This window comes from Nonomuraea sp. NPDC003707, assembly GCF_053587055.1.
Genome location: NZ_JBSFNK010000013.1, coordinates 290,487 through 313,764 on the forward strand (window position 1 = coordinate 290,487; position 23,278 = coordinate 313,764).

Genomic DNA, 23,278 nt, shown 5'->3' on the forward strand with positions numbered 1-23,278 from the left:
TTGCTTTCATGGTGCTTTCCTTATCGGGGTGGGCCGACGGTGATCTGGCCGTGGGCGTCGGCCGCTGCGGCCAGGACGTCCTTGGAGATCTCGAAGCCCTCGGGTCTCGCGGTGGACAGGTCGTGGCCGGCCTGGCGGAACATGTCCTCGATGCCGGCGGGTGTGGCGATCAGGAGCAGGTCGGCGCGGTCGGAGGTGATGCGGTAGCCGTGCGGGATGTTGCGGGGCAGGTAGACGATGCCGCCCTCGGACAGCTCCAGCTCCTGCTCGCCGACCCAGAGCAGAGCGGTGCCTTTGATCAGCATGAAGACCTCGTCCTCCCGGGTGTGCATGTGGAACGGCGGAGCCTCCCCTTTGGGGGCGTCGAACCGTCCGACGGTGAGCTGACCGCCGGTGGTGGCGGCGTCCAGCAGGACGGAGAAGGTGCTCCCGTTCAGCCATTCCAGCTTTTGTTGCTGTTCGGGCTGGGCCAGGTACGGGATGCTCATGGTGTTCTCCTTCAAGCGAGGAAGTCGATCAATTGCTGGGCGAAGTCTTCGGGGCGTTCGTCGGGGACGAAGTGCCCGCTGTCCTTGATGACCGCCGCGGAGAGGTGTGGTGCGATCGGGCGCAGGGCCTCGGCCAGCCGGGTGCCCGCGTTGTGTTCGCCGCCGACGGCCAGCACTGGCATCGGCAGGACGGCCCCGCTCTCGGTCCAGGCCTGGTTGGTCCGTCCGTCCTGCAGCAGGGTGCGGTAGTGGCCGAAGCTCGCGCGCAGGGCCTCCCGTCCGGCGTAGTAGGCGGTGATGGCGGCGATCTCCTCCGGCGGGAACGCGGCGGTGACATGGGCGAGCCGGTTGAACCACCAGGTCATGAAGGCGTGCTCGGTTCCGTCCAGGAGCAGTTCCGGCACTTCGGGCGTCATGAACAGACCGAAGTGGAAGGAACCGCCCGTGGCGACGTTCATCGCGCCTTCCAGCCCGAATCCGGGCAGAGCCAGCTCGACGAGCGCGAGCCGCGCGACCTGCTGCGGATGGCGGCGGGCGTAGGCGAAGGCGACCATGCCGCCGATGTCATGCCCGACCAGGCGCACCTCGCCGGTGATGCCGAGCCGGGACAGCAGGGCGCGCATGTCCTCGGCTTGGGTGTCCTTGTCGTAGCCGCCGGGGGCGCGGGTGCTGTCTCCGAGGCCGCGCAGGTCGGGCGCGATGACCCGGTATCCATGCTCGGCGAGGATCGGCATGACGTGCCGCCAGGCCCGCCAGGTCTGGGGCCAGCCGTGCAGCAGGAGTACCGGTGTGCCCGAGCCGCCGATCACCGCGTGCAGGGTGATGCCGTTGGCGGTGACGGTAGTGTGCTCGAACCCGTCGGGCACCGGACCGTCGACCCGCCTCGAGACCGGGCCGGGCGCCGAGTCGTGTGGAGTGTTCATGACGTGGGGATGAGGGCGCCGACGATGGGGAGGAGCTTCTGGCCGGCCGGCGAGGACCAGCTGCGGGCCAGCTGCGTGAGGATCATGTTCGTCGAGGCGATCTCGGCGCCGGCATTCTCCATGCGTCGCAGGGCGATGTCGTCGGCCGGCTTGGTCATCGATCCGCCGGCATCGGCGATGACCTGGACGCGGTATCCCCGCTGGAGGGCGGTCAGGGTGGGGTAGACGGTGCAGACGTCGTTGGTGACGCCGGCGATGATCAGGTTGGGGCGACCGGTGGCCTTGACCGCGGCGGCGAAGGCGGGGTCGTCCATGGCGTCGACCACGCCCGTGCGCTGGATGCGTTCCTCGAACTGCTTGGGGGCGATCTCGGCGAGCTCCGGCAGCAGCGGCCCTTGCGCGTGATCTTCCAGCGAGGTGGTCAGGATCAGCGGCATGTCCAGCGCCACCGCGGCCTTGGCCAGCGCGAGCGCGTTGGCCTTGACCTCGTCATGGTCGGCCGAGCCTATCCAGCTCATGGTGCCGAGCTGGTGGTCGATGAGCAGGATTGCCGTGTCATCGGGTGTGAACAGGACCATCGTGGTTCCTCTCTCCGCGCGGCGGTTTCGCCGCGTGTCAGGGCGGTGTGGCCAGCCGGCCGGTGCAATCTGCGACGGCAGGACTCGCGGTATCACCCTCGCCGCGGGCTGGTGCTGTTCGCATCGGCGACAATCGCCTAGTAGTACTTCGGCGGGAATCGCCTAGTCTTGGGCGGAAAGCGATGTTGGCGGACACGGGTTGACTCCCGCGGGGGAACCAAACGATGTTTCGGGATCGACGCGCCGAGCGTGAGGTCGTCGAACGATTACTTGCCCAGGCGCGGGACGGACGCAGCGGCGTGCTGGTGATGCGTGGGGAGGCCGGCATCGGTAAGACCGCGCTGCTGGAGCATGCCCGTGACGCTGCGGCCGGGTACCGGGTGGTGCGCGCGACCGGTGTGGAGTCCGAGATGGAGTTCGCGTTCGCCGGGTTGCACCAGTTGTGCGCGCCGCTGCTGGATCGGCTCGGCGCGCTGCCCGACCCGCAGCAGGCCGCCCTGGACGTGGCGTTCGGGCTGCGCGCCGGTGACCCGCCCGACCGGTTCCTGGTCGGGCTGGCGACACTCAGCCTGCTGGCCGAGGCCGCCGAGGAACGACCGCTGTTGTGCCTGGTGGACGATGCGCAGTGGCTGGACGCGGCCTCCGCGCAGATCCTCGCGTTCGTGGCGCGGCGGCTGGAGGCCGAGCGGATGGCGCTGCTGTTCGCCCTGCGCGACCTCGGCCCTGACGGAGGTGGCGTCGAGGTGTTGGCCGGGCTGCCGGAGCTGTGCCTGGACGGGCTCGGTGAGGCCGACGCGCGGGCGTTGCTGGCTGCGGCCGTGCATGCGCCGCTGGATGAGCGGGTACGCGACCGGATCATCGCCGAGGCGCGCGGCAACCCGCTGGCGCTGCTGGAGCTGCCCCGCGGCGCGGAGCCGGCGCCGTCGGCGGAGTTGGCGGGCGGGTTCGGGCTGCCGGACGCGCTGGGCGTGCCGCGCCGAATCGAGGAGAGCTTTCGGCTCCGGTCGGGCAGACTGCCCGCCGACACGCAGTTGTTGCTGCTGGTCGCGGCGGCCGAGCCGGTCGGCGACGCGGCGTTGCTGTGGCGCGCGGCCGAGCACCTGGGCATCGGCGCGGAGGCGGACGTACCGGCGGAGGCGGCAGGGTTGCTGGAGATCGGCGCCAGGGTGCGGTTTTCGCATCCGCTGGTGCGCTCGGCCATCTACCGGGCCGCCACGGCGCCGGACCGCCGCCGCGCACACCACGCGCTGGCCGAGGCCACCGACCCGCAGACCGATCCCGACCGCCGCGCCTGGCACCGCGCGCAGTCGGTGCGCGGCACCGACGAGACGGTCGCCGCGGAGCTGGAGCACTCAGGCGACCGGGCACGCTCCCGCGGCGGGCTGGCCGCGGCGGCCGCGTTCCTGGAGCGGGCGGTGGTGCTGACCCCCGAGCCGGCTGAGCGGGCCCGGCGCGCGCTGGCCGCCGCGCACGCCAAGCATGAGGCCGGCGCACCCCACGCCGCCTCGGAGCTGCTGACGGTCGCAGCGGCCGGACCGCTGGACGCGCTGCAACACGCCCGAGTCGAGCTGCTGCGCGCGCAGATCGCGTTTGTTCTGACGCGCGGCAGCGATGTGCCGGGGATGCTGCTGGACGCCGCTAAGACGCTGGCTCCGCTGGATGCCGCACTGGCCCGTGAGACATACCTGCAGGCGTTTGAGGCGGCCATCCACGCCGGTCCGCTCGGTCAGGGCCGCGGGGTGCTGGAGGCGGCAGAAGCCGCCCGGGCTGCACCCGCCCCCTCGACGCCGCCGCGACCGCTCGACCTCCTGCTCGACGGAGTGGTGACGAGGTTCACGCAAGGGTATGAGGCGAGCGCGCCCGGTCTGCGGCGGGCACTGGAGGCGTTCCGCGACCAGTTCGGGGCTGAGGACGACGGCCGCCGCGGACTGTGGCTGGCCTGCCGCGTCGCGTTCATGCTGTTCGACGACGAGACTCTTTACGAGCTGACCAGCCGCCACGTCCGCCTTGCTCGCGATGCCGGCGCGCTGGCCACGCTCGCCACCGCGCTCAACTTCCACGCCACCATCATGGTGAACAACGGTGAGCTCTCCCGCGCCGCCGAGCTGGCGGCCGAGGAGAGCGCGATCACGCAGTCGATCGGGGCTCCACCGCTGCCCCACGCCAGGCTCGTGCTCGCCGCCTATCGCGGCCGGCAGAGCGAAACCTCCGAGCTGTATGCAGCCGCGGTCCGGGATGTGACCGAACGGGGCGAGGGCACAGTTGTCACCCTGGGCCAGGCCGCGCTGGCGGTGCTGCACAACGGCCTGGGTAACTACGAGGCCGCGCTCGCCGCCGCGACGGGCCCATGCGACTACGACGAACTGGCGCACAGCAGCGCGGCCCTGCCCGAGCTCATCGAGGCGGCCGTCCGCGCCGGCGAACCGGTGCGCGCGGCCGCCGCGCTGGAGCGGCTCAGCCCGCGGGCCCGTGCCAGCGGCACCCAGTGGGCGCTCGGGGTGGAGGCGCGCTCGCGGGCGCTGATGAGCACCGGGCCGGCCGCCGAGGAGCTGTATCGCGAGGCGATCGAGCGGCTCGGCGGCTGCCGGAGGGTGACCGATCTCGCCCGCGCCCACCTGGTCTACGGTGAGTGGCTGCGCCGCGAAGGCCGCCGCAAGGACGCCCACGAGCAGTTGCGCATCGCGCACGAGCTGCTGTCGGGCATGGGCCTGGAGGCGTTCGCGGCGCGCGCAGCCCGCGAACTGCGCGCCACCGGCGGGCAACCACGCAAGCGGACCGCCCAGCCGGCCGACGCGCTCACCGCCCAAGAGCTGCACATCGCACGGCTGGTAGCCACCGGGGCCACCTCCAAGGAGGTCGGCGCGCAGCTGTTCCTGAGCCCGCGCACGATCGACGCGCACCTGCGCAGCATCTTCCGCAAGCTCGGCATCACCTCCCGTCGGCAGCTCAGGGACCTGCAGCTTCCCTGACCTCCAACCGGCGTGCGCCACGACCGTGAATCTACGTAGTCGAGATTCATAGGCGATGTTCGCCGACGCGAACGCGGTGCGAGGGCGGCGAGCATGAATGTGCGTCCCGGGACGGCCGCAACACCCAAGAACCCGAGCGGGACGGATCCGCGCCCCAACCACCACCGAACCATCAGAAAGGGGTTGCCCGTGACGACGCCGATGAGGGCTGTCATCCGCGCCCGAGGCGAAAGCCGTTTCCATGACCGTCGAGGCGGTGGGTGGCCACCGGACAGGTCTGCGTCTCTTGCCCGGCGCCGGCATCTGGGGTGCCGAGACCCGTCCTCCCCGATGAGTCCCCGGCAGACTGGCAGGGCAGTCGCCGATCACTGGCTGGGGCTCGGCGCCGACCTGATCAGCTTCGGTCGCGCCTTCATCGCCAACCCCGACCTCGTGCGCGCCGCATGATGAGTCCACATGGTACGAGGGCGGCGACGTCGGCTATCTCACGTACACCGCCTACCAGCACACAGACTGAAACTGGCTACATGCCGCCGCTCTCCGACCCCCCTGCGCCCGGTGGCCTGGCCTGTGCGCCATGGAGTACGAAGTCGGCCATTCGCTCGAGGAAGTCGTCGTCCAGCGGGTGGCCGAGCATGAGCCAGTGGAAGTAGAGCGGCCCGGAGAGCATCTCCAGCAGGAAGTCGGGGTCGGTGTCGGCGGGTAGTTCGCCGCGTTCGACGGCGCGCTCGAAGATGACTCCTGAGACCTTGAACCGGGCCGGCCAGAACCTGTCGAGGAGTTCGTACAGATCGGCGTTCGCGGCAGTGCGCGGGCCGGCTTCGCGCAGCAGTGCGGCGACCCAGGGGACGTTGAGGCCGAGCCGGATCTCTTTGAGCAGCTCGATGAGATCCCCGCGCAGGCTGCCGGTGTCGGCGGGCGGCACCAACTGGCCACGGCGCTCAATGAGGGCTGTGGACACCAGGCCGACCTTGTTGCCCCAGCGGCGGTAGATCGTCGTCTTGTTGACACCCGCGCGCTCGGCCACCGCATCGACGCGCAGCGCCGCGTAGCCGACCTCGCTCAACTCCGCGATGGTGGCATCGATGACGGCTTCGCGCACGCGCGCCGTCCGCCCGCCCGGCCGAACCCTGGCGGCGTCGGCGTGCAGATGCTGAACGTCTTTCAGCGGTTCTCCTGCCATACGGCCAGGTTAGAGCGTCGCCAACCTAGTACAACTTGCGGGTGCATTAAGCCGGGAATTAAAGCAACAGCTAGTTGTGTTAAGAGGAAGCAGAACCTAGAGTCCTCAACGCAACAACTCGCTGTATCAGCTTCCGTTCGAAGGAGAACTGCCATGATCTACCACCAGATCCGCATCGCCCTGAAGCCCGACGCTCCCGAAGACCAGGTCCAGCACGCGCTCGACCTGTTGCGCACTCTCGGCGACAAGCTCGACGCTGTCGAGTTCTTCATGGTCGGCCGTGACTTCGGCGGCGAGTTCCACTACGGCGCCATGTACGCGCTCAAGGACATCGACGCCTACCGCACCTACATGTACGACCCGCTGCACCTCCAGATCGACGCGATCGGCCTGCCACTCGCGGCCAACATGGTCTCACTGGACCTCACCGACGACCCCGACCCCGAGATCGGCGACAAGATCGCTCAAGTGCACCGCGACCGGTTCACCGACCACCCCGAGCTCTTCGACCTGATCGAGAACCTTGGCTCCTACGAAGGCAGCGGCGTACCCGACGACGACTCCACGCCCACATGAGCCGGCATCGGCGCGAGACAGCGGCCGCGGTGAGGGCGACGTACGCCGGCACACGCAGCACACCAAGGAGAACTCCATGCCGAGCAACAAACCCATGATCACGGTTAGTGACGCAGAGCTGAACGAGCTCCGCGCCCGGTTGAAGGCCACGCGATGGCCCCAGCCCTGGCCGGTGGACGGCTGGCAGGCCGGCACCGACACCGTGGAACTCCGCCGCCTCGTCGCGTACTGGGCCTCCGGCTACGACTGGCGAGCCCACGAAGCCGCCATCAACGCCCTCCCGTCACACCTCGCGGACCTCGACGGCACACCGGTGCACTACCTCCGCTTCGACGGCGAGCACCCGGACGCGCTGCCGATCGTCCTCACGCACGGCTGGCCCAGCTCCTTCCTCGAACTCATCCCCCTCGCCGACCGGTTGGCCACCCCATCCCGGTACGGAGGAGCAGCCGAGGACGCCTTCACCGTGATCGTTCCTTCGCTGCCCGGATTCGCTTTCTCACCCCAGCGTCCCGCGCTCACGGATGCGGAGCAGACACACGACCTCTGGCACTGGCTGATGCGCGACGAACTCGGCTTCGAGCGGTACGCGGCGCACGGCGGAGACCTGGGCGCCGGCGTCACCTCACGGCTCGCCGAGGCCCAACCCGGGGCGCTGGTCGGCATCCACCTGCTGGCCGTGGCAGCCCCGGCCGACTACGACCCGGACGGCCTCACCTCGCAGGAGCAGGCCCACCTCGCCTCCGTGGCGGCCTGGCAGGAGCAGGAAGGCGGGTACCAACACCAGCAGAACACCCGTCCCCTCACCCTGGCCCACGGCCTGACCGACTCACCCGTCGGCCTGCTCGCCTGGATCGTCGAGAAGTACCGTGCGTGGAGCGACTGCGGAGGCGACCTGTCCTCACGCTTCAGTGACGACTTCATCCTCACCCAGGCCTCCCTCTACTGGTTCACCGCCACGATCTCCACCTCCTTCAGGCCCTACTACGAGTACGCCCACGGCCTGACCAGACGCGTGAAGCGGGTGAGCGTGCCCACAGCAGTCGCCCTGTTCCCCGCAGACCTGAGCCGGCCCCCACGCAGCTGGGCCGAGCGCACCTACAACATCACGCGCTACACGCACATGCCCCGCGGCGGACACTTCGCCGCCCACGAAGAACCCGACCTGCTGGCCCACGACATCATCGAGTTCTTCCGCGCCCACCGTCCGTCTGTGCCTTCAGCCCCTCGATTCGATGCCTGAACCCCGACGGCCAGGCCCAGGGTGTTTCCGCATCGCGGCCAATACCCGATTGCCACCAGAGGTCGCGCTGAGCGCGGCCGCAGCGGCGCGAACAGGTCCAGCGCATCGTCGATCGCCACCGCATCAAAGCAGGGTTCCCTTCGCAATCCCTGGGAAATCCTCAAGGAGCGAAGTGTTGATCAGGTGCAGCGTGGAGGTTCCGTTGCTCCAGTGCGTCGTAATTCGGAAGGAGCTCTCATTTTCGGTCGGACGGAGTGCGCGCCGGAATGCCGAATTCATCACGTGAACGATCCGCGCATTGAACGGGTTATTTTCGCGTTGTACGACGCGGGCGAATGTTTGGAGGTACAGCCTGCTGTACTTGTGGTGGGCAGCGGGCGGTATCGTCACGGCTCGTTGTCTTTTCATAAGTTCGAGAGGAGACGGGGCGAAGCTTCATGGCGAGTCCTGTTGAATTCTTGGCTGACTGGCCGACCTGTGGATGGTTCACCGAGAATTCGGCCAGCGCGTCCGAGAGGTCGTACCGGGACTTGACAGCAGTGCCGGCCGGGTGTTCGGAGAGGGATTAGGGGATATGTCATCGGGGAGTAGTAATACGTCCGGGTTGCTGGGATCGCGCCTGCAAGCGGCGCGTGAGATGGCGTTTGTGGGGCGGGAGGAAGAGCTCGCGGTTTTCGACGCGGCGTTGTACGGCGGCGGCTGCAGCGTTCTGTACGTGCACGGTCCCGGCGGTATCGGGAAGTCGGCTTTGTTGCGGCGGTTTGCGCAGGGGGCCGTGGTGGCGGGGCGGCCCTTGTCGGTGGTGGACGGGCGCACGGTGGAGCCGTCGCCGGCGGCGTTCGAGGCCGAGGCCGAGTTGGTGCTGCGGGGAGCGGACGCGGTATTGCTGGTCGACGACTTCGAACGGATTCAGGGCTTGGAGGGATGGCTGCGCGAGCGGTTCCTGCCGCGGGTGCCCATGGGGGCGTTGGTGGTGATCGCGGGGCGAAACCCGCCGGACCTGCGATGGCAGGCCGACTCGGGATGGGCGGGGGCGCTGGAGGTGCTGGCGCTGCGCGACCTGTCGACCGCGGACGCGCAGGCTCTGCTGGACTCCTGCGGGGTGGCGGCCGAGTTGCGCGAGGTGCTGCTGGCGTTTGCCGGTGGTCATCCGCTGGCGCTGCTGCTGGGGGCGGCGGTGGCGGTGAAGGACGGCGGGGCCGGCCGGCGGTGGATGCCGAATCAGGACGTGGTGGCCACGTTGCTGGATCAGCTGGTGGGCGAGCTGCCTTCGGCGGCGCATCGGCATGCTCTGGAGATCTGCGCGCATGCGTACATGACGACGGAGGAACTGCTGCGGGCGGCCTTACCGCAAGACGCCAGCAGGCTGTTCGGCTGGTTGCGGCGGTTGCCGTTCGTGGAGTCGAGCCGTCTGGGGCTGTTTCCGCATGACGTGGTGCGGGAGGTGCTGGAGGCGGACCTGCGATGGCGGGATCCCGAGGGGTACGCGGCGATGCACGACCGCATCCACGCGCACCTGGCGGAGAGGGTGCGTACGGCGAGCGACGCGGACGTACTAGGCGCGGTGGCGGCACTGCTCTACCTGCATCGCGACAACGAGGCGCCAGCCGACTTCCACCGCTGCCGCGACGAGGGCGAGTTCCAGGAAGAGGTGCTGCGCGAGGAGGACGTCGGCACGCTGGTCCGGGTGGCCACGGCAGCGGAGGGTGCGGCGTCCGCCGCCTGCGCCGCCTTCTGGGCGGAACGTCAGCCGGAGGCGTTCCGGCTGTATCGACGGACCGAAACCGGCGAGGTCGTGGCCTTCACAGCGTGGTTGCGTCTGACCGAACTCGATGAGCAAGAACTGACGGCCGATCCCATCGTGGCCATGGCGTGGGCGCATGCGCGCGCCTCCACGCCGTTGCGCGCCGGTGAACATCTGGCGGTCAGCCGGCTATGGGTGCTGCCGCCTCATTGCGAGAATTCGCCGGTGATGGATGTGATTCAGTGGCGGGTGATCGGTAATTGTCTCCGGGCCGAGCGGATGGCCTGGTCGTATATTGCGGTAAAGCGTCTGGGCAAGGCGTGGGTGGAGCGTTTACGGCGGTATGGGATGCGGGACATCCCCGAGCAGCCGCGGCTGGGGGAGGACGCGTACACGCTGTTCGCTCATGATTGGCGCGCGGTGTCGGCGCGGGCGTGGCTGGAGCGGGTGAACCACCTGCCCGTAACGGGTCCCGCCGACGGGCCGGACACCGAGACGGCGGAGCTGGCGGTGCTGTCCCAGGCGGAGTTCGTCGAGGCGGTTCGCAAGGCGTTGCGCCAGTTGTCGCGGCTGGACGCGCTGGCCGCTTCCCCTCTGACGCGCACCAGGCTGATCGCCGAGCGGGCCGGGCAGGACCCGGCCACGGCACTGGGTGACCTGCTCCGCCAGGCGATCGACGACCTACGCCATGACCCACGCTCGGCCAAGCTCCACCGGGCACTGTCTGTCACGTTCCTGCATGGCACGCTCACCCAGGAGTTGGCCGCCGAACGACTCGACCTGCCGTTCACCACCTACCGCCGCCATCTGACGGCCGGCATCGAACGTATCTGTGCCGATCTGTGGCACCGGGAACTCTACGGCGCCAACGCGTCGTGAACGGTGTGGTCAGTCGCCAGCGCGAAGCCGGCCGCCGCCTCCCCGGTATGCGCATGTTCGGACCGTGCGCCAGCCGGGCGGTTCACCCCAGGTGCCTGCGCCCTCACTGCGCCTGCCGATAATGTCATCCGTGCAGGTCATCCTGCGGGTCACCTGATCCGGACGTGCGGCGGCTCTGGCTCTCGAGCGGGGCGGAGTCGCTGCAATATGATCACTTGTGCTCTTCCGCCTGGCCTACCTGACCGTCACGTATGCCTTGGTTGGACTCGCCCCGCGCGAAGCCCTGCGCCGACTCCGACTACTCGTCCGCCCGGACACCGTCCTACACTGGCACCGCGACCTGCTCAGGCAGCGTCATGCTCGCAGTTGGCGGAAGAGCGACCCGGGCGCCGCCCACCGTGCGATCCATCAGCGTCCTCATCCTGCGTCGGGTCAAAGAGAATCCGGCATGGGGCTACCGGCGCGTGCACGGCGAACGCACCACCCTTGGTATCAAGGTCGCGCCCTCCACCGTCTGGGAAATCCTCAAGCAGGAAGGCATCGACCCGTCCCCCGCGAGGGCATCGGTCATATGGCCAGACTTCCTACGCTCCCAAGCCGACGCGCTGCTTGCCCTGCGACTTCATCGAGACCATCTCCGGCCGGTTGTTCGCGACGATGCTGGCGCGGGCGAGGAGGAACGCCATCCGGGTGCGGGCGAGGAGCACCACGGGCAGCATGGTGGGCGCGCGGGGCTCCTCGGCGGCGCTCGCCGTAAGCGACAGCGGTACCGCAATCACAATGGGAGAACACCTTGTCCATCGCCACCACCCGCGAGGGAGAGCTGAAGCCCGCCATACCCGTCAAGACCGCAGTGGCCGTCCGCGCGCGGCTCATCGACCTGCTCCATGGCCACCACGCGAACGCCGACAGCCTGATCAACCAGCACGTCAAGAAGACCGAGAACGACCCGGTGTACCGCATCGAATGCGACCGGCTCCCGAACCCGATCATGCTGGCGGCGGTCAACGCCTCCCACCTGTCCGACCAGCTCGCCACATACCTGGCGCTCTACTGCAACCTGCCGTGCGAGGTCACCATCGACCTGGAGCAGGGAGACGGCCAGGTCATCCCGGCAGCAGGCGCCACCTGCCCCGTGTCCGTGACGGAGACCTCGCCGACCTACACCGTGGCGTGGATGAGCGAGGACGGGCCCCGCGAGATGAAGCGTATCTCTGGCGACCAGTTCAACGCGAGGCTCGGCAAGACCCTCGCCCGCCGCGCCGCCCTCGCCCCCGGCCACGCCAGCCGCGTGTGGGACGTCACCGTCCGCGACAAGCACGACCAGGACGTCACCGCCGCGTTCCCGGTCCTCACCCCACGCAGCAATGACGGTGTGCTGCCATTCGGTGAGGCCTACATTCCGCTCGACGCCGACCCCGTCCGGGTGGTCGCCCACATGGAGACGCTCGTCCAGCGCTACCCCGACGTGTGGAACGGCGGCGTCATCGACGGGCTCGGCATCTTCCACTGGAGCCACTCCGGCTACCTCGTCGAGGTCCAGACCGTCGAGGGCGGCCGCCCGGCGAACATCCCGCTCCGGGTCGCCATCCACCGCATCAACTGCGCGGCGCTCGGCCTGCCCATGACCGCTCACGAAAGGGCGGTCCAGCGGCTGGTCCGCCTCGCCGAAGGCGTATCCCGGCTGGACCGCGACACCCTCTACCGGCTCGCCATCGGCGAGGCAGAGGCGACCGCGTGACCACCGACCCGACGCCGCGCCGGCCGCTGTGGCGCGATCTTCCCTGACCGGCGCTAATTAGCCTCCCGCGCCGATGACGACCTTGCCCTCCTCGACGCCTCACCGGCTGTCAGGTGACATGGCATCTGGTCGCGTGCCAACCGAAGTGGCTAGAGGGTTGGCCAGGGTCAACAGAAGTGGCCAACACGGTGGCCAAGCGCCTGAAGCATGGCCAGGCGTCCACGCTTCAGAGGGTGTTTTGAATCTGACGGCGTAACGGCGCGCTTCGCAGCTCAGGGCCCGGTCAGCGATCCGGCAGCCGGGCCCTGACAGACCCATTACTACCTGGATCTCCAGTTGATGGCGCGGGCCGCGGCGGTGGCGAGCACGTCACTTTCCGGCTTTTCCATCCACCGGAAGTTGAACCGTTCCTCGCCAAGGCTGATAGCGAAGTCGAGGGCAGCACGGAGATTCTTGACGGTGACTGAGAAATCTTGGGAGTTGTACCACTCTCGTGCGCGGTCCCAGTCGATCGTAGCGCTGGTGCCGTCGTCCACGACGCAAGAGTTGGTGAAATCCTCGTCGGAGACCCAAGTCCAACTGCCGCCAGGCTCGTGGAAGTCGAGGAGGAGTTCGACGGCGGCTTGCTCGTGTGGGTACCGTTGGGCTGCTCCGGCGCGGAGGCGTTCAGCGAGAGTGCTCATGCGAAGATTGTTTCATCGCACTCGGGGCCGGGGTAGATCTCCGCCGCGCCATCCCTCGTGCGGCCACCGCGATCGTAGGGGCCGCGGCTCGATGGCGCGATCTGCGGGGGCCGACGCCAGACCACGCGCACGCGCCGAGGGAGGTACACCCCCAAAATCCGGAACGTCGGCTTGCCGCATCAGGTCTCATGATTAGGGCACGAACAAGTTGATCATGATGCCGATCGGAATCGACACGACCACGCCCAGAGCGAAGAACATCCACTGCTGGTGCCGCTCGGCCCGGATGGTGGCCTTCGTCTCGCCGACAAGGATCTGCCGAATCTTCTCGGCCTGCTCCTCGTTCACCTCCAGCAGTCGCTGCTGCTCCTGGGCCTGGGCGATGAGGGCATCCCGTGCTGCTTCTTGAGCTTCGAACTCCCGCCGAAGATTGTCCATGAGCCGGGTAGCCTCGGTGAAGGCTTTGTCCACCGAGGCGATCTGGTCGCGGAGAGCTTGAGCGGGATCCTCGGCCGCCTTCTCAAGCGTCGCCTTGAATTTGGCTTCGGTGGCAGCCCTGAATGCCAGATATGCGATGCCGAGCGGGACCACGCCGATGGCGAGCTGAATGAGGATGTCGGACAGACCGGACATCGGCACTCCTGTGACGATCGGGGGGCGCTCACCGGACCGTAGCGATGACCGCTGTTTGACTAAAGACGAGTTCGCCGGTGGAGGCTCCTCTGCAGATACGCCTCTATTGGACCGCAGCCCGATGTAGGAGGGCGGCGGAGTGATGTAAATGCGACGTTCTGTGAGCTAAACTCGAGATCATTAACAGGTGGTCATAATCCAGCTTATGACCATAGATCGTTTGCTATCGTTGTGAGGGCCAACCCCTCGCGAAAGAGACGGTCATGAGCGAAGACCGCATCCCGCATCCCGACGGCGACCATCCCCCCTCGGCGCCTCCGCCTCACCTTGCCAAGTGCGCCGCCAAGCTCGCCGACCTCTTCACCGGCCCCGAAGCTGAGTTCCGCGTCGTGCTGGCGCAACTGGTCCATCGCGGCGAGGTTCGCTACCAGGTGCAGGCTCCCGGCGGTCCCATGCTTGAGTTGACGCTCACTGACCCCACGGTCAGCGCATGACCGCCGAGCTGATTCGCCAGCCGAGCGGGGCTGGCGGGCTCGTCTTCCCGCCGTCTCTGCTCGGCTTCGCCCAGGACGCGACGATGGCGTGGCTGCTGTCGTACGACTCGCCGAATACGCGTGATGCCTACCGGCGCGAGATCACGCGGTGGTTCGCGTTCTGCACCGAGACCGGGCTTGACCCGTTGAAGGCGCGCAAGAGGCACGGTGACGTCTACAAGCGGTGGCTTGAGCTGCAGGCCGGGGCACCGATCCCCGCGAAGACGATGGCGCGGCGGATCTCGGCGGTGTCGTCGTGGTACGACTACCTGGCGTACGAGGACGTCATCGAGGTCAACCACCTCAAGGGCACCCGCAGGCCGAAGGTGCCGCGTAACCACTCCGAGACGACCGCGTTGACTCGAGACGAGGCTCACGACCTGGTCGCGGCGGCCGACGCCGACTTCGGGCCGGCCAGGCTGCGCACCGCGGCATTCGTCCGGGTCCTGGTGCACACCGGGATCCGGATCGAGGAGGCGGTCGCGGCCGAGCTGGGCGCGCTCGGATATGCGCGCGGGGCGCGGACGCTGCGGATCGTCGGCAAGGGCGACAAGCCGAATATCAGGCGTCTGCCGGTGGAGACCGGGTATGCGCTGGACCGGTACCTGGAGGACCGGGCGCGCCGCGCCGGCGTCGAGGTGGCCGAGCTGTCGGGGCGGATCTTCGTGACGGACACGGACGGCCGCTTCTACCGGTCGTCGGCGTCGAAGCTGGTCGAGCGGATCGCCCGCCAGGCTGGGATCCAGGCGAAGGTGACCCCGCATGTGCTGCGGCATACGTGGGCGTCGATCGCGAAGGACCTGGGCGCGTCGCCGAACGACATCAAGGAGGCCCTCGGCCACGAAGACCTGAACACGACGATGCTGTATCTGCACACGGCGAACCAATTGGAAAGAGATCCTTCCCAGCTGGTCGCGTCGGCGATCGAATGACGAGAGCCGGTGACCCGTCGCGAACAGGCCACCGGCTCCCTTCCCCGCTGCTGGCCGCAGCCTCGCTCACGGTCTTCAGCGTGAGCCTGAGCAAAGACAAGGCGTGGAGAAGTGCGTGCTCGGCGGCGTCGACCGGGGCGGTGCCGTGTACCGCTTCAAAACCCAGACACATGGTCTGAGCTGGCGTTTCTCTGGATCAGCTAGGCGGCTCTGTGATACTCGTTGATCACTCCGCCGAGCACTCTTCGACGCTTGATCCGACCTTCCATCGGCACGACGACCCGTTTGTCGTGATCAGGTGGGCGTTGCTGGCGGGACTGGTGTGGTCGATGCCTGTTGTAATGGTCGGTGTACTCGTCCAGGACTGATCGAAGGTGCCGTTCGTCGTAGATCAGCATGCGGTCGGTGCATTCGGCACGTACGGTACGAACCCAACGTTCGGCGTAGCAGTTGGCTCGAGGCGTCCGCGGCGGCGTTCTCATCACCGTGATGCCCTCGCTGGTGAAGATCTCATCGAAGGCGGCGGTGAACTTGGCGTCCCGGTCGCGAATGAGGAACCGGAACGAGCCGGCCCTCTCCCCGAAGTCCATGAGCAGATTGCGGGCCCGCTGAGCCGTCCACGTGCCCGTTGGGTTGGCGGTCACGCCCACGACGTGCACACGCCGCGTCGCCACCTCAATCACGAACAAGATGTACAAGCGCGTCAAGGAGATCGTGTCAACGTGGAAGGAGTCGCAGGCCAGTAGCCCTTTCGCTTGCAGGCGTAGGAACGCCCGCCAGGAAGTGTCGATGGTTCGCGGAGCCGGACCGGACCGGCGGGCCCGCAGGATCCGCCGTACGGTCGCTTCGCTGAGCTGAATGCCGAGCCGAACCACTTCACCGTGTACGCGCCGATACCCCCACGTCGGATTCTCGCGTGCCGGGCGGACGACCAGGTCCCGAACGTTCGTGCTCGTCGCGGGACGGCCAGCGGTGAGGATAGGTCCAAGAGCGTTTGATCAAACGACGATGCCAGGCCAGCAACGTGCCCGGGGTGACAAGCCGATGAGCCCGCAGCACCGTCGGCAAGAAGCGGGCCAACGCTGACAGGATCGCCTGATCAGCCCAGTCCGGCTTCGGCCGGGCGACCTGGCGCTTCAATACGGCCACCTCATGCCGGAGCACCATGAGCTCGACGTCCTTGGACGCCTGACCACGTCCCAGCAACGCCAGCCAGCCGAACACCCGAACCACGATCAGATACAGCAGACGAACCGACACAAGCCGCGATCTTGCCCGTGCCACCTCCACAGGTCAAAGCCGCAGATCAAGCACCCTGCGATGACTTATGAAGCGGTACACGTAGGCGAAGGTCTCCCACCTCCACTCAAATCACAGCGCCTCACGGCGCACGCCGTTCACTGGACAGACCCCCGCTAATACAGTACGCATCATGTTCCCGTCAGACTCCCTTGACGGCCTCCGAGCGCATTCCTGCCGAAATCATTCGTACAGCAGACTTTGATTTTGGTTGGCGTTGAACTCGTCCGAGTGTGATCCCTGAAGTAGTCCACCACCCGCACGACTTCCGGAGTGGTGGGAAGCATGGATGTTGAAGCATTCATAAAATCCAGCCGAGATCAGGTTCCGGCGAGATCCAGAGCCCGTATGCCGGCCATATTCCCTGGATATACCGAGGTCGTATAGAGTTGGTCGGCGTAAATCGAAAAACGTCTGGAAGGGAAGGAACTGCAACGACCGGCAAGCGGAAGAGAATCGCAGGCGTTGTGTCCGCTCCCGGCGTTTTGGCTGGCGACGCTGCCGGGACGGCACCGAGATACGGCCGGTCGGCTCCACCTCCACCCGGTTCGACGCTTACTCTTCGGGCTGACCGCGCTCCTCAATATTGTCTTCCGACCGGTTAGATGATCGTCTGTCCAGGAATGCCTTGAATGATGAAGGAGAATCAGTGCGACCCCTCACGCGACTCCGGGTTCCCGCGATTGGAGTGGCTCTCACCGCCACCCTCGGAGCCGGGTTACTCATGGCGCCCGCTGCGCACGCCTCGCCCAGCGAAAAAATAAGCTACGTCAAGCGCGTCAGGCCGGTCCAGTCCGTGATCACCCATGTCACAGTCAAGGACAGCCGCGGCCGGAGTTACCCGATCAAGGTGACCGCCACCTGGGCCTACAGGTCCCCCACGTCTGCGCGGTTGCGGTCGATCGTGATCCGCGAGAACGGTTTCCCCAGGGGCGCATGCATTAATCCGGACCTTTACTTCGCGAACGCGAACAACTGGGAGGCCCAGCGGGGTGGCATCATGTGCGACGGCGACTCCAATGCATATTCGGTCATGAGGACGGTCAGAGTACACAGCGGCAGCAGAAACCTCGGGCAGCTCTGGATCCGGACTCCCAACCCGAGTAACCCCAACTGCTGCGGAGCGCGGCAGTACACCATCCAGTACAACATCGCGAGGCGCTGAGCTCACTCCTCAGGCTGACCTTTTCTGAGTACGGTGAGAGCTGCGACCGGAGGCAGTGGCATGGTCCGAGCACCGGAGAGAACCAGCCTCCGGTGCTCCGGTCGGCTCGATCAGCGGCCGGCCCGCGCCGGCGTCGAGCCGGTCGTCCAGAGCGTGAGGACCTGCTGCTGCTCCTCCGGCTCGACACACGACTGCAGGAAGCCGTAGGCGACAGACGTGAACGGCGCCCACACCAGGCCGCCCAGGCAGAACACGATCACCGCCGAGGTGAGGTCGCCGACGTAGGCAAGGGCGACCAGGCACAGCGCCCACAGCCCGATGATCGCGATCAGCGGCTTCAGTCGCGGCACGAGAAGCGCACGGCGTCTGCGACGACGTGGCCGTCGGCGGCGTCGCTGAGCTCCACCGCGCCGCCGAGGCCTGCGGTGAAGGGGGATGTCCCAGGGACACCCACTCGCCGCCACGGGTGTCGGGCACGCCGCGGACGGCCTGGTTCACCGGGACCCGCGTGCTGCCCGCGGCGGTGCGGGAGCGGTTCAAGGCGGCGGTGCAGGAGACCTTCACCTCGTAACGGGCGTCGGCCGGCGGGGACGGTCGCCGACGGACCGTGGCGGTGCCGTCGCCGGGCGCATGGGAGGCGTGGTTGCCACCGTAAAAGCCGGCCACGCCGGTGCCCGAGGGCCAGGCGCCGGAGATCACCAGGTACCCGAGCGCGCTGTTGTCGACCGTGATGTCCTCGTTGACGTCCGCCGGGCCCGGCGCCTGGATCAGGCTCAGCTCGTCCAGTGGGATGCTCCGGCCACCGCCGGCCAGGGCGAAGAGCAGGGTGTGTCGGCCAGGGGTGAGCCGCACGGTGCCACGGGGACGGCGAGGCGGTACTCCGGGTGGTCGCCGGTCGCGGCCGGGGTGAACACCGCGCGGGCGCCGCCGCGGGCCGTAGGCTCGCTGACGACCGTGACCGTGCCGCCGGAGTGCCGGTGCCCGCTCTCTCTGCCCGTGCCGGGGGTTGAGCGCCGTCCACGGTGCACCGGCCGCCCCTCACGGTGTCTCGGAGGGCGGCGAGGGACGCCCTGCAGTGGTGTTGCGCGGCGGCCGTCCATGGCGGCGTGCCGCAGAAGAGCCCGGTCGCCCTTCACCTGAGCCGGGCGTCCAGCGTTCTCACGCCGTCCTGGTGCGAGATTCCGCGGAACAGTTCGCGGGCCTCTTCCCAGACGGCTCTGGCCGTGCTGTGGCCGCCGGCGGCGCCGTGGGCGTCGCCGAGCGCGCGGAGCGTCCGCGCCAGGTACGGGATCGAGCCGCGGGTTCGCCACACCCGGACCGAGCGTTCGAGGGTGGCGATGGCGGCGGGCACGTCTCCTGCGGCCAGGTCTATCTGTCCGAGAACGCTCAGCGCGTCGGCGAGATAATGGCCGAAGTTTCCGGCCTCGCTGTGGGCCAGCGTCAGTTCGGCGGTCGCCCTGGCCCGCTCGTCCCCGACCGCGAAAAACAGCTTCGAGAGATAGAGCAGCGAGAACGTCTCCAGATAGCGGTAGTTCAACCGCCGCGCCATTTCCAAGGAGCTCTCCAGCAGCTCCTGGCCGCCCGTGGTGTCACCGCAGAACGATTTCGCCGCGCCGAGGAACTGGGCGACCGTCGTGGTGTAGTGAGGGTTGCCGAGCACCTCGGCAACCTTCGTCGCCTGCTCCAGGACCGTGAGCGCCCCCTGAGGGTCGTCCTCGCCGTGGATGATCGCCATCACGTGATAGGCCCGCGCCTGGCCACCGAGGTAGTCCGCGTCGGCGGCCGTCCGCAGAGCGCGCTCCGCCAGGGCGAGCGCTTGCGCACCACCGTTCCCGTCGGCCGTCATGCTCCAGGCCAGGGTCGCCAAGGCGTCGGCCATTCCGACCGGATCGTTCAGCATGGTGAACAGGTCGAGGAGCTGCGAAGCGCCGGCCCGCATCCGTGTCATCGCCGGTCCTGGGCCCGCCGGTGAGCTCCAGGTGGTGACCTCCAGGAGGCCGCGCATCAGCACGGCCTCGCCGCGCTTGTCGCCGGTCTCACGGCAGAGCGCGAGCGCCTGCTCGTGCATGCGCTGCCAGCCGTCATACACGCCGCGCACGTTGAGGTACGTCTCGGTGGACCCCGCGAGGTCCCACGCGAGTTGGGTCAGGCGCGCCTCGCATGCTTGGGCGACCCCCGCCATCAGCGCGGCGTGCTCCGCGCCGAACCAGGCCATCGGGTCGGCCAGCAGCGGGCCGGAGACCGCCGCAGGCAGTCGCCAGCGCGGCGCACAGCTGTGCATGAGTGCGTAGCAGGGGCCCGGGACGTGCTCCGCCGCGACCTCCGCCAGCGCCAGCCACGCACCCAGGGCCCGCCCGAGCGCGGCCTGGCGCTCGGGTTCGCCATCCTCGCGCTGCGCCCGCTCACGCGCGTACAACCGGATCAGGTCGTGGAACCGATACCTGAGCCTGCCCGTCTCATCCGTCCCGGTGAGGTTTAGCAGATGAGCGTCGACCAGGGTTTCGATCTCGTGTTCCGCCTGCCGTACCGGCACGTCCAGGAGGGCCGCCACCGCCCAGGAGGCGAAATCGGGCGCGTCGAGCAGTCCGGCCAGCCGGAAGGCCCGCTGCGCGCCCGCGGGAAGCATCCGGTAGCTCATCTCGAATCCCGCGCGGATGTCGAGGTCGCCCGCCACGAGTTCGTCCAGCCGGTACCGCTCCTCCCCGAGGACGCCGGCGAGGTGGGCCAGACTCCACTGCCTTCTGCCGAGGAGCCTGGCCGCCGAGATGCGGACCGCCAGCGGCACCCGGCCGCACAACCGGGTGATCTCCAGAGCCGCATCCGGGTCGTCCTGGACGCGCTCGTCGCCGACGATCCTTCTCAGCAGGCCCATGGCCTGGGCCGACGGCAAGACGTCGAGTTCCAGCAGGCTCGCGCCCTCGAGACCGACCAGCCGGACACGTCCGGTGAGGAGCACGGCCGTGCCGGGAGCCCCGGGCAGGAGCGGCCGGACCTGCTCCTCCCCGGCGACGTTGTCGAGCAGGATGAGGATTCTGCGTCCGGCCAGGCAGCTCCGGTAAAGCGCCACGCGTTCTTCCAGGGATTCGGGTATGCCGGTGGCGCTGATGCCCAGCGCGAACAGGAACCGGCCGAGCACATCCTCCGGGCGGGCAGGCTCGGCGGAGGCGCCGCGCAGGTCCGCATAGAGCTGGCCGTCGAGAAAACGATCCGCGATCCGGTGCGCGACGTGCACGGCGAGCGTGGTCTTACCCAGGCCCCCCAGACCCGCGATGCTGGCCATGGCGACCGTGCCCGGCCGTGGCTTGGTGAGGACCTCAGTGAGATCTGCCACCTCGCCGTCCCTGCCCGTGAAATCCGCGATGTCCGGCGGCAACTCGGCGGGGGTGGGGGCCGCTTGAGGTTCAGGCATCGGGGCCGTGGCATGGACGGGACCGTCGGCGGACAGGGCACGCGGGTGCGCGTGCCGCGCCTCCTCGCTCGGCTCGATGCCCGGTTCGTCCGGCAGGCGCGCGGCAAGGTCACGGTGCGCCTGCGTGTACGGGCTCGGTCCCACGGGGGAGCTCGTGATCGTCGCCGTGAAGCGAGGAACGAGGTCGAGCGAGGGGTCCTCGGTGAGAATTCTCTGATGCATGTCGTGCAGCTCGTCGGCCGGGTCCAGACCGGTCTCCTCGATCAAGGTCTTGCGGGCCCGCGCGTATTCGGCGAGCGCGTCCGCCCGCCGGCCACAGCGGTACAGCGCCAGCATCAGCTGCGCGCGCAGCCGCTCGCGCAGTGGGTATTCCCTGGTGAGCGCGGTCAGCTCGCCCAGCAGCCCGGCGTGGCATCCCAGCCTCAGGTCCACGGCGATCCGCGACTGCAGGACCGACAGGCGGACCTCGTCCAGCCGCGAGGCCTCCGCGGCCAGCACCGGGACATCGGTCATGCCGACGAACGCGGGCCCGCGCCAGAGACTCAGCGCCTCGCGCAGGCGGTGGGTCGCCTCCTCCGGCTCACCGGCGGCCTCCACCGCCTGCCCTGAGCCGGCCAGGTGCTCGAACCTCGCCGCGTCCAGCTCGTCCCCGGCCACCGGCACCAGATAGCCGGAGCCCTGCCGTACGACGCGAGCCGGGTCGCCCAGGTGCCGCCTGAGCCGGTGGACGTAGGTCTGCACATTCTTGGTGGCGCTCTTCGGAGGGGTGTTCCCCCACAGTGCCACGGCCAGTTGATCTTCCGAGACAGGATTGCCCGCTTGGCACAGCAGAACCGCGAACAGCACCTGAGCCTTGGGCGTGCCGAGATCGAGCTGCTCACCCTCTCGCCACACCGTCAGCGGACCTAATATCCCAAATTTCATCGTGCTCCCTTGGCTGGACGCACTGTAAACCTGAACGGCCTCCTTCGGTGGGCCACTGTGCGAAGAAGCGGTCACGAACTTCTCTCGCCCGGCCCCTCGGTCCCCCGACGGCATCGGTGCCGAACGAGCCTGGTCTGCGATAGCCGCGAGCGGCCCTTGGCCATGACCCCTTGACTCGGCCGGCCGATGATCGCCTGGGTCGATCGGCGTGAACCCGAGCCTGCTCGACCGTGAGTGCACCCTGCGGGTGACCGCAGGTCAGCGTCTCGTCGGGAGCTCGATGGTGGGTCTGCCCGGTCGGTGGTCACTGCGGAGGGGTTCCTAGGCGGAGAGGGCCGATTGCGGGGCTGGTCGGCCGGTTGAAGGCGCGGGCGCTCGGAGTCGACGGGCTCATCGGCCGGCTCCACGCCCGGCACGTAGAGCGGGTCTACGACCGGGAGCGCGGCGCCCCGCGTACGGGCGTCCGGGCGACGCCGGTCGCCGTAGACCTGCGCCTGCCGATAATTCTATCCGTGCAGGTCAAGCGGCATGTGAGTACTCGTGGAGGATACCGCCGAGCTGGTCTTTCGGCGTATGTTCAGGTCGATGATTTGCCCGGGAACCGTGATCGGATCCGGGACGGTGCGTGGCGGAGCCGCTTGGCCCAGGGCTTGGTGGGCTCGGTGCTGGTTGTAGAACCGTTCGTACTCGCGAAGAGCGTGCTGCAGGTGGCGTTCGTTCCACAGAAGGAGCGGTCGAGGAGTTCACGGCGGCATGACCGCACCCACCGCTCCATGAGCGAATTCATCCGCGGCATCCGGATGCCGGTGAGTACGGTCTGGATGCCGGCCTCGGAGAGGATCTTGTCCATGATGGCGGGGAACTTCCCGTCGGGCGTTCCACCCGTGGGCTGGACACCTGAGACCCTGGATCTTGCTGGTTCGGGGAGATCGGGAGAGTGTCCCGTTGGGGATGGAGAGTTATCCACCGCGTTTCGGGCGGTCCTACATCGAGTAGGCGCCGGAGGCGAGGGCGATGACGCCCACCACGGTCATCAGCAGCGCCGAGCCGGGGTGCATGGCAATTGAGATGCGGATGTCCTGCTTCTTCCAGGCGAGCCAGACGCCCGGGTAGAGGAAGACGAGCTTCGACAGGACCGTCCAAGGGGCCCAGAAGTGGTACACCGAGAAGAAGAAGGTGTTGAACAACGGGGCCCACTTGCCGAGCTGCGGGAGGCGGGGCAGCAGGAAGCCGCGGAAGTAGTACTCCTCGAGCAGGGGCAGGGTGAAGCCGGTGAACGGTGCGCAGATGAGCAGCGTGGTGAGCACGAGCTCCTGCGGGTAGCCCTGGAGGTAGGCGGTGCCGTCGGGGCCGGCGCCCTGGTAGTCCACCCAGGT

Annotated in this window: 23 protein-coding genes and 1 pseudogene; 9 read left to right on the plus strand and 15 right to left on the minus strand. The window is 68.2% G+C overall.

What is annotated here, in order from left to right:
- Window positions 1–20 precede the first annotated feature (20 nt).
- Genes ACWDRB_RS32220 through ACWDRB_RS32230 form a run of 3 tightly spaced genes read right to left on the minus strand, consistent with a single transcriptional unit; the run spans window position 21 to window position 1,989 of the window.
- The gene (locus ACWDRB_RS32220; protein WP_449900032.1) at window positions 21–488 is read right to left on the minus strand and encodes a cupin domain-containing protein; all 468 of its coding nucleotides are present in this window, start codon (window positions 486–488) and stop codon (window positions 21–23) included.
- Between the two features lie 11 nt (window positions 489–499).
- Window positions 500–1,411: an alpha/beta fold hydrolase gene (locus ACWDRB_RS32225; RefSeq protein ID WP_449900034.1), complete on the minus strand. Its 912-nt coding sequence runs from the start codon at window positions 1,409–1,411 to the stop codon at window positions 500–502.
- Window positions 1,408–1,989, minus strand: a complete 582-nt coding sequence (locus ACWDRB_RS32230) for an isochorismatase family protein (protein ID WP_449900036.1) — start codon at window positions 1,987–1,989, stop codon at window positions 1,408–1,410. Before ACWDRB_RS32230 ends, ACWDRB_RS32225 begins: the two co-directional genes overlap by 4 nt.
- A 224-nt stretch (window positions 1,990–2,213) precedes the next feature.
- On the opposite strand from ACWDRB_RS32230, the gene ACWDRB_RS32235 reads away from it, so the two are divergent.
- Window positions 2,214–4,958, plus strand: coding sequence for an ATP-binding protein (locus ACWDRB_RS32235; protein WP_449900038.1), 2,745 nt, complete (start codon window positions 2,214–2,216; stop codon window positions 4,956–4,958).
- Window positions 4,959–5,481: 523 nt separating this feature from the next.
- Here the strand turns inward: ACWDRB_RS32235 and ACWDRB_RS32240 are convergent.
- Entirely contained in the window at window positions 5,482–6,141 is a 660-nt protein-coding gene (locus ACWDRB_RS32240) for a TetR/AcrR family transcriptional regulator (RefSeq protein WP_449900040.1), read from the minus strand.
- A gap of 153 nt (window positions 6,142–6,294) precedes the next feature.
- Here ACWDRB_RS32240 and ACWDRB_RS32245 point away from each other — a divergent pair, with 153 nt between their 5' ends.
- The 3 genes from ACWDRB_RS32245 to ACWDRB_RS32255 all read left to right on the plus strand — a co-directional run bounded on the left by ACWDRB_RS32245 (window position 6,295) and on the right by ACWDRB_RS32255 (window position 10,583).
- Window positions 6,295–6,717, plus strand: coding sequence for a Dabb family protein (locus tag ACWDRB_RS32245; RefSeq protein WP_449900043.1), 423 nt, complete (start codon window positions 6,295–6,297; stop codon window positions 6,715–6,717).
- Between the two features lie 94 nt (window positions 6,718–6,811).
- The gene (locus ACWDRB_RS32250; RefSeq protein WP_449900045.1) at window positions 6,812–7,960 is read left to right on the plus strand and encodes an epoxide hydrolase family protein; all 1,149 of its coding nucleotides are present in this window, start codon (window positions 6,812–6,814) and stop codon (window positions 7,958–7,960) included.
- 604 nt (window positions 7,961–8,564) lie between these two features.
- Window positions 8,565–10,583 carry an ATP-binding protein gene (locus tag ACWDRB_RS32255; RefSeq protein WP_449900047.1) on the plus strand — a complete coding sequence of 673 codons (2,019 nt, stop codon included), beginning with the start codon at window positions 8,565–8,567 and terminating at the stop codon, window positions 10,581–10,583.
- A 584-nt stretch (window positions 10,584–11,167) separates the two neighbouring features.
- On the opposite strand, the gene ACWDRB_RS32260 is transcribed toward ACWDRB_RS32255, so the two are convergent.
- Window positions 11,168–11,362 carry a hypothetical protein gene (locus tag ACWDRB_RS32260; RefSeq protein WP_449900049.1) on the minus strand — a complete coding sequence of 65 codons (195 nt, stop codon included), beginning with the start codon at window positions 11,360–11,362 and terminating at the stop codon, window positions 11,168–11,170.
- Window positions 11,363–11,376: 14 nt separating this feature from the next.
- Between ACWDRB_RS32260 and ACWDRB_RS32265 the strand changes: the two genes are divergently transcribed.
- Window positions 11,377–12,324, plus strand: coding sequence for a hypothetical protein (locus tag ACWDRB_RS32265; protein ID WP_449900051.1), 948 nt, complete (start codon window positions 11,377–11,379; stop codon window positions 12,322–12,324).
- 320 nt (window positions 12,325–12,644) lie between these two features.
- Here ACWDRB_RS32265 and ACWDRB_RS32270 read toward each other — a convergent pair whose 3' ends face one another.
- Entirely contained in the window at window positions 12,645–13,007 is a 363-nt protein-coding gene (locus ACWDRB_RS32270; RefSeq protein WP_364265154.1) for a hypothetical protein, read from the minus strand.
- 192 nt (window positions 13,008–13,199) lie between these two features.
- Window positions 13,200–13,640, minus strand: a complete 441-nt coding sequence (locus tag ACWDRB_RS32275) for a hypothetical protein (RefSeq protein ID WP_449900055.1) — start codon at window positions 13,638–13,640, stop codon at window positions 13,200–13,202.
- 263 nt (window positions 13,641–13,903) lie between these two features.
- On the opposite strand from ACWDRB_RS32275, the gene ACWDRB_RS32280 reads away from it, so the two are divergent.
- Both ACWDRB_RS32280 and ACWDRB_RS32285 read left to right on the plus strand, forming a co-directional pair.
- Window positions 13,904–14,134, plus strand: coding sequence for a hypothetical protein (locus tag ACWDRB_RS32280; protein WP_449900057.1), 231 nt, complete (start codon window positions 13,904–13,906; stop codon window positions 14,132–14,134).
- Entirely contained in the window at window positions 14,131–15,105 is a 975-nt protein-coding gene (locus ACWDRB_RS32285) for a tyrosine-type recombinase/integrase (protein WP_449900059.1), read from the plus strand. The genes ACWDRB_RS32280 and ACWDRB_RS32285 overlap by 4 nt, the downstream gene beginning before the upstream one ends.
- 200 nt (window positions 15,106–15,305) lie before the next feature.
- On the opposite strand, the gene ACWDRB_RS32290 is transcribed toward ACWDRB_RS32285, so the two are convergent.
- Both ACWDRB_RS32290 and ACWDRB_RS32295 read right to left on the minus strand, forming a co-directional pair.
- Window positions 15,306–15,803: an integrase core domain-containing protein gene (locus tag ACWDRB_RS32290; protein WP_449900062.1), complete on the minus strand. Its 498-nt coding sequence runs from the start codon at window positions 15,801–15,803 to the stop codon at window positions 15,306–15,308.
- Window positions 15,804–15,981: 178 nt separating this feature from the next.
- Window positions 15,982–16,365: a hypothetical protein gene (locus ACWDRB_RS32295; RefSeq protein ID WP_449900065.1), complete on the minus strand. Its 384-nt coding sequence runs from the start codon at window positions 16,363–16,365 to the stop codon at window positions 15,982–15,984.
- Between the two features lie 688 nt (window positions 16,366–17,053).
- On the opposite strand from ACWDRB_RS32295, the gene ACWDRB_RS32300 reads away from it, so the two are divergent.
- Window positions 17,054–17,569: a hypothetical protein gene (locus ACWDRB_RS32300; RefSeq protein WP_449900067.1), complete on the plus strand. Its 516-nt coding sequence runs from the start codon at window positions 17,054–17,056 to the stop codon at window positions 17,567–17,569.
- A 110-nt stretch (window positions 17,570–17,679) separates the two neighbouring features.
- Here the strand turns inward: ACWDRB_RS32300 and ACWDRB_RS32305 are convergent, their stop codons facing one another.
- A complete protein-coding gene (locus ACWDRB_RS32305) occupies window positions 17,680–17,919 on the minus strand; it encodes a hypothetical protein (RefSeq protein WP_449900086.1) in 240 nt (79 codons plus the stop codon).
- Between the two features lie 26 nt (window positions 17,920–17,945).
- On the opposite strand from ACWDRB_RS32305, the gene ACWDRB_RS32310 reads away from it, so the two are divergent.
- Window positions 17,946–18,140: a hypothetical protein gene (locus ACWDRB_RS32310; protein WP_449900088.1), complete on the plus strand. Its 195-nt coding sequence runs from the start codon at window positions 17,946–17,948 to the stop codon at window positions 18,138–18,140.
- Here the strand turns inward: ACWDRB_RS32310 and ACWDRB_RS32315 are convergent.
- The 5 genes and pseudogenes from ACWDRB_RS32315 to ACWDRB_RS32335 form a co-directional block, all read right to left on the minus strand.
- A pseudogene (locus tag ACWDRB_RS32315) lies at window positions 18,068–18,421 on the minus strand (golvesin C-terminal-like domain-containing protein); the annotation flags it as partial. The gene ACWDRB_RS32310 and the pseudogene ACWDRB_RS32315 sit on opposite strands and share 73 nt — an antisense overlap.
- Window positions 18,343–18,597, minus strand: a complete 255-nt coding sequence (locus ACWDRB_RS32320) for a hypothetical protein (protein WP_449900090.1) — start codon at window positions 18,595–18,597, stop codon at window positions 18,343–18,345. The gene ACWDRB_RS32320 and the pseudogene ACWDRB_RS32315, both read right to left, overlap by 79 nt.
- A 104-nt stretch (window positions 18,598–18,701) precedes the next feature.
- On the minus strand, window positions 18,702–21,902 hold the full coding sequence (locus tag ACWDRB_RS32325) for an AfsR/SARP family transcriptional regulator (protein WP_449900070.1): 3,201 nt from the start codon (window positions 21,900–21,902) through the stop codon (window positions 18,702–18,704).
- A 577-nt stretch (window positions 21,903–22,479) separates the two neighbouring features.
- A complete protein-coding gene (locus ACWDRB_RS32330) occupies window positions 22,480–22,752 on the minus strand; it encodes a hypothetical protein (RefSeq protein WP_449900073.1) in 273 nt (90 codons plus the stop codon).
- A 133-nt stretch (window positions 22,753–22,885) separates the two neighbouring features.
- Window positions 22,886–23,278: CPBP family glutamic-type intramembrane protease (locus tag ACWDRB_RS32335; protein ID WP_449900075.1), on the minus strand; the 393-nt coding region annotated here is incomplete at its 5' end.

What these genes read in the sequence shown, in the direction of transcription:
- ACWDRB_RS32285 (WP_449900059.1), top strand. Translation starts at nt 14,131, where the DNA reads ATGACCGCCGAGCTGATTCGCCAGCCGAGCGGGGCTGGCGGGCTCGTC.
- ACWDRB_RS32325 (WP_449900070.1), bottom strand. Translation starts at nt 21,902, where the DNA reads ATGAAATTTGGGATATTAGGTCCGCTGACGGTGTGGCGAGAGGGTGAG.
- ACWDRB_RS32250 (WP_449900045.1), top strand. Translation starts at nt 6,812, where the DNA reads ATGATCACGGTTAGTGACGCAGAGCTGAACGAGCTCCGCGCCCGGTTG.
- ACWDRB_RS32220 (WP_449900032.1), bottom strand. Translation starts at nt 488, where the DNA reads ATGAGCATCCCGTACCTGGCCCAGCCCGAACAGCAACAAAAGCTGGAA.
- ACWDRB_RS32280 (WP_449900057.1), top strand. Translation starts at nt 13,904, where the DNA reads ATGAGCGAAGACCGCATCCCGCATCCCGACGGCGACCATCCCCCCTCG.
- ACWDRB_RS32330 (WP_449900073.1), bottom strand. Translation starts at nt 22,752, where the DNA reads ATGGACAAGATCCTCTCCGAGGCCGGCATCCAGACCGTACTCACCGGC.
- ACWDRB_RS32270 (WP_364265154.1), bottom strand. Translation starts at nt 13,007, where the DNA reads ATGAGCACTCTCGCTGAACGCCTCCGCGCCGGAGCAGCCCAACGGTAC.
- ACWDRB_RS32245 (WP_449900043.1), top strand. Translation starts at nt 6,295, where the DNA reads ATGATCTACCACCAGATCCGCATCGCCCTGAAGCCCGACGCTCCCGAA.
- ACWDRB_RS32225 (WP_449900034.1), bottom strand. Translation starts at nt 1,411, where the DNA reads ATGAACACTCCACACGACTCGGCGCCCGGCCCGGTCTCGAGGCGGGTC.
- ACWDRB_RS32240 (WP_449900040.1), bottom strand. Translation starts at nt 6,141, where the DNA reads ATGGCAGGAGAACCGCTGAAAGACGTTCAGCATCTGCACGCCGACGCC.
- ACWDRB_RS32275 (WP_449900055.1), bottom strand. Translation starts at nt 13,640, where the DNA reads ATGTCCGGTCTGTCCGACATCCTCATTCAGCTCGCCATCGGCGTGGTC.
- ACWDRB_RS32230 (WP_449900036.1), bottom strand. Translation starts at nt 1,989, where the DNA reads ATGGTCCTGTTCACACCCGATGACACGGCAATCCTGCTCATCGACCAC.
- ACWDRB_RS32235 (WP_449900038.1), top strand. Translation starts at nt 2,214, where the DNA reads ATGTTTCGGGATCGACGCGCCGAGCGTGAGGTCGTCGAACGATTACTT.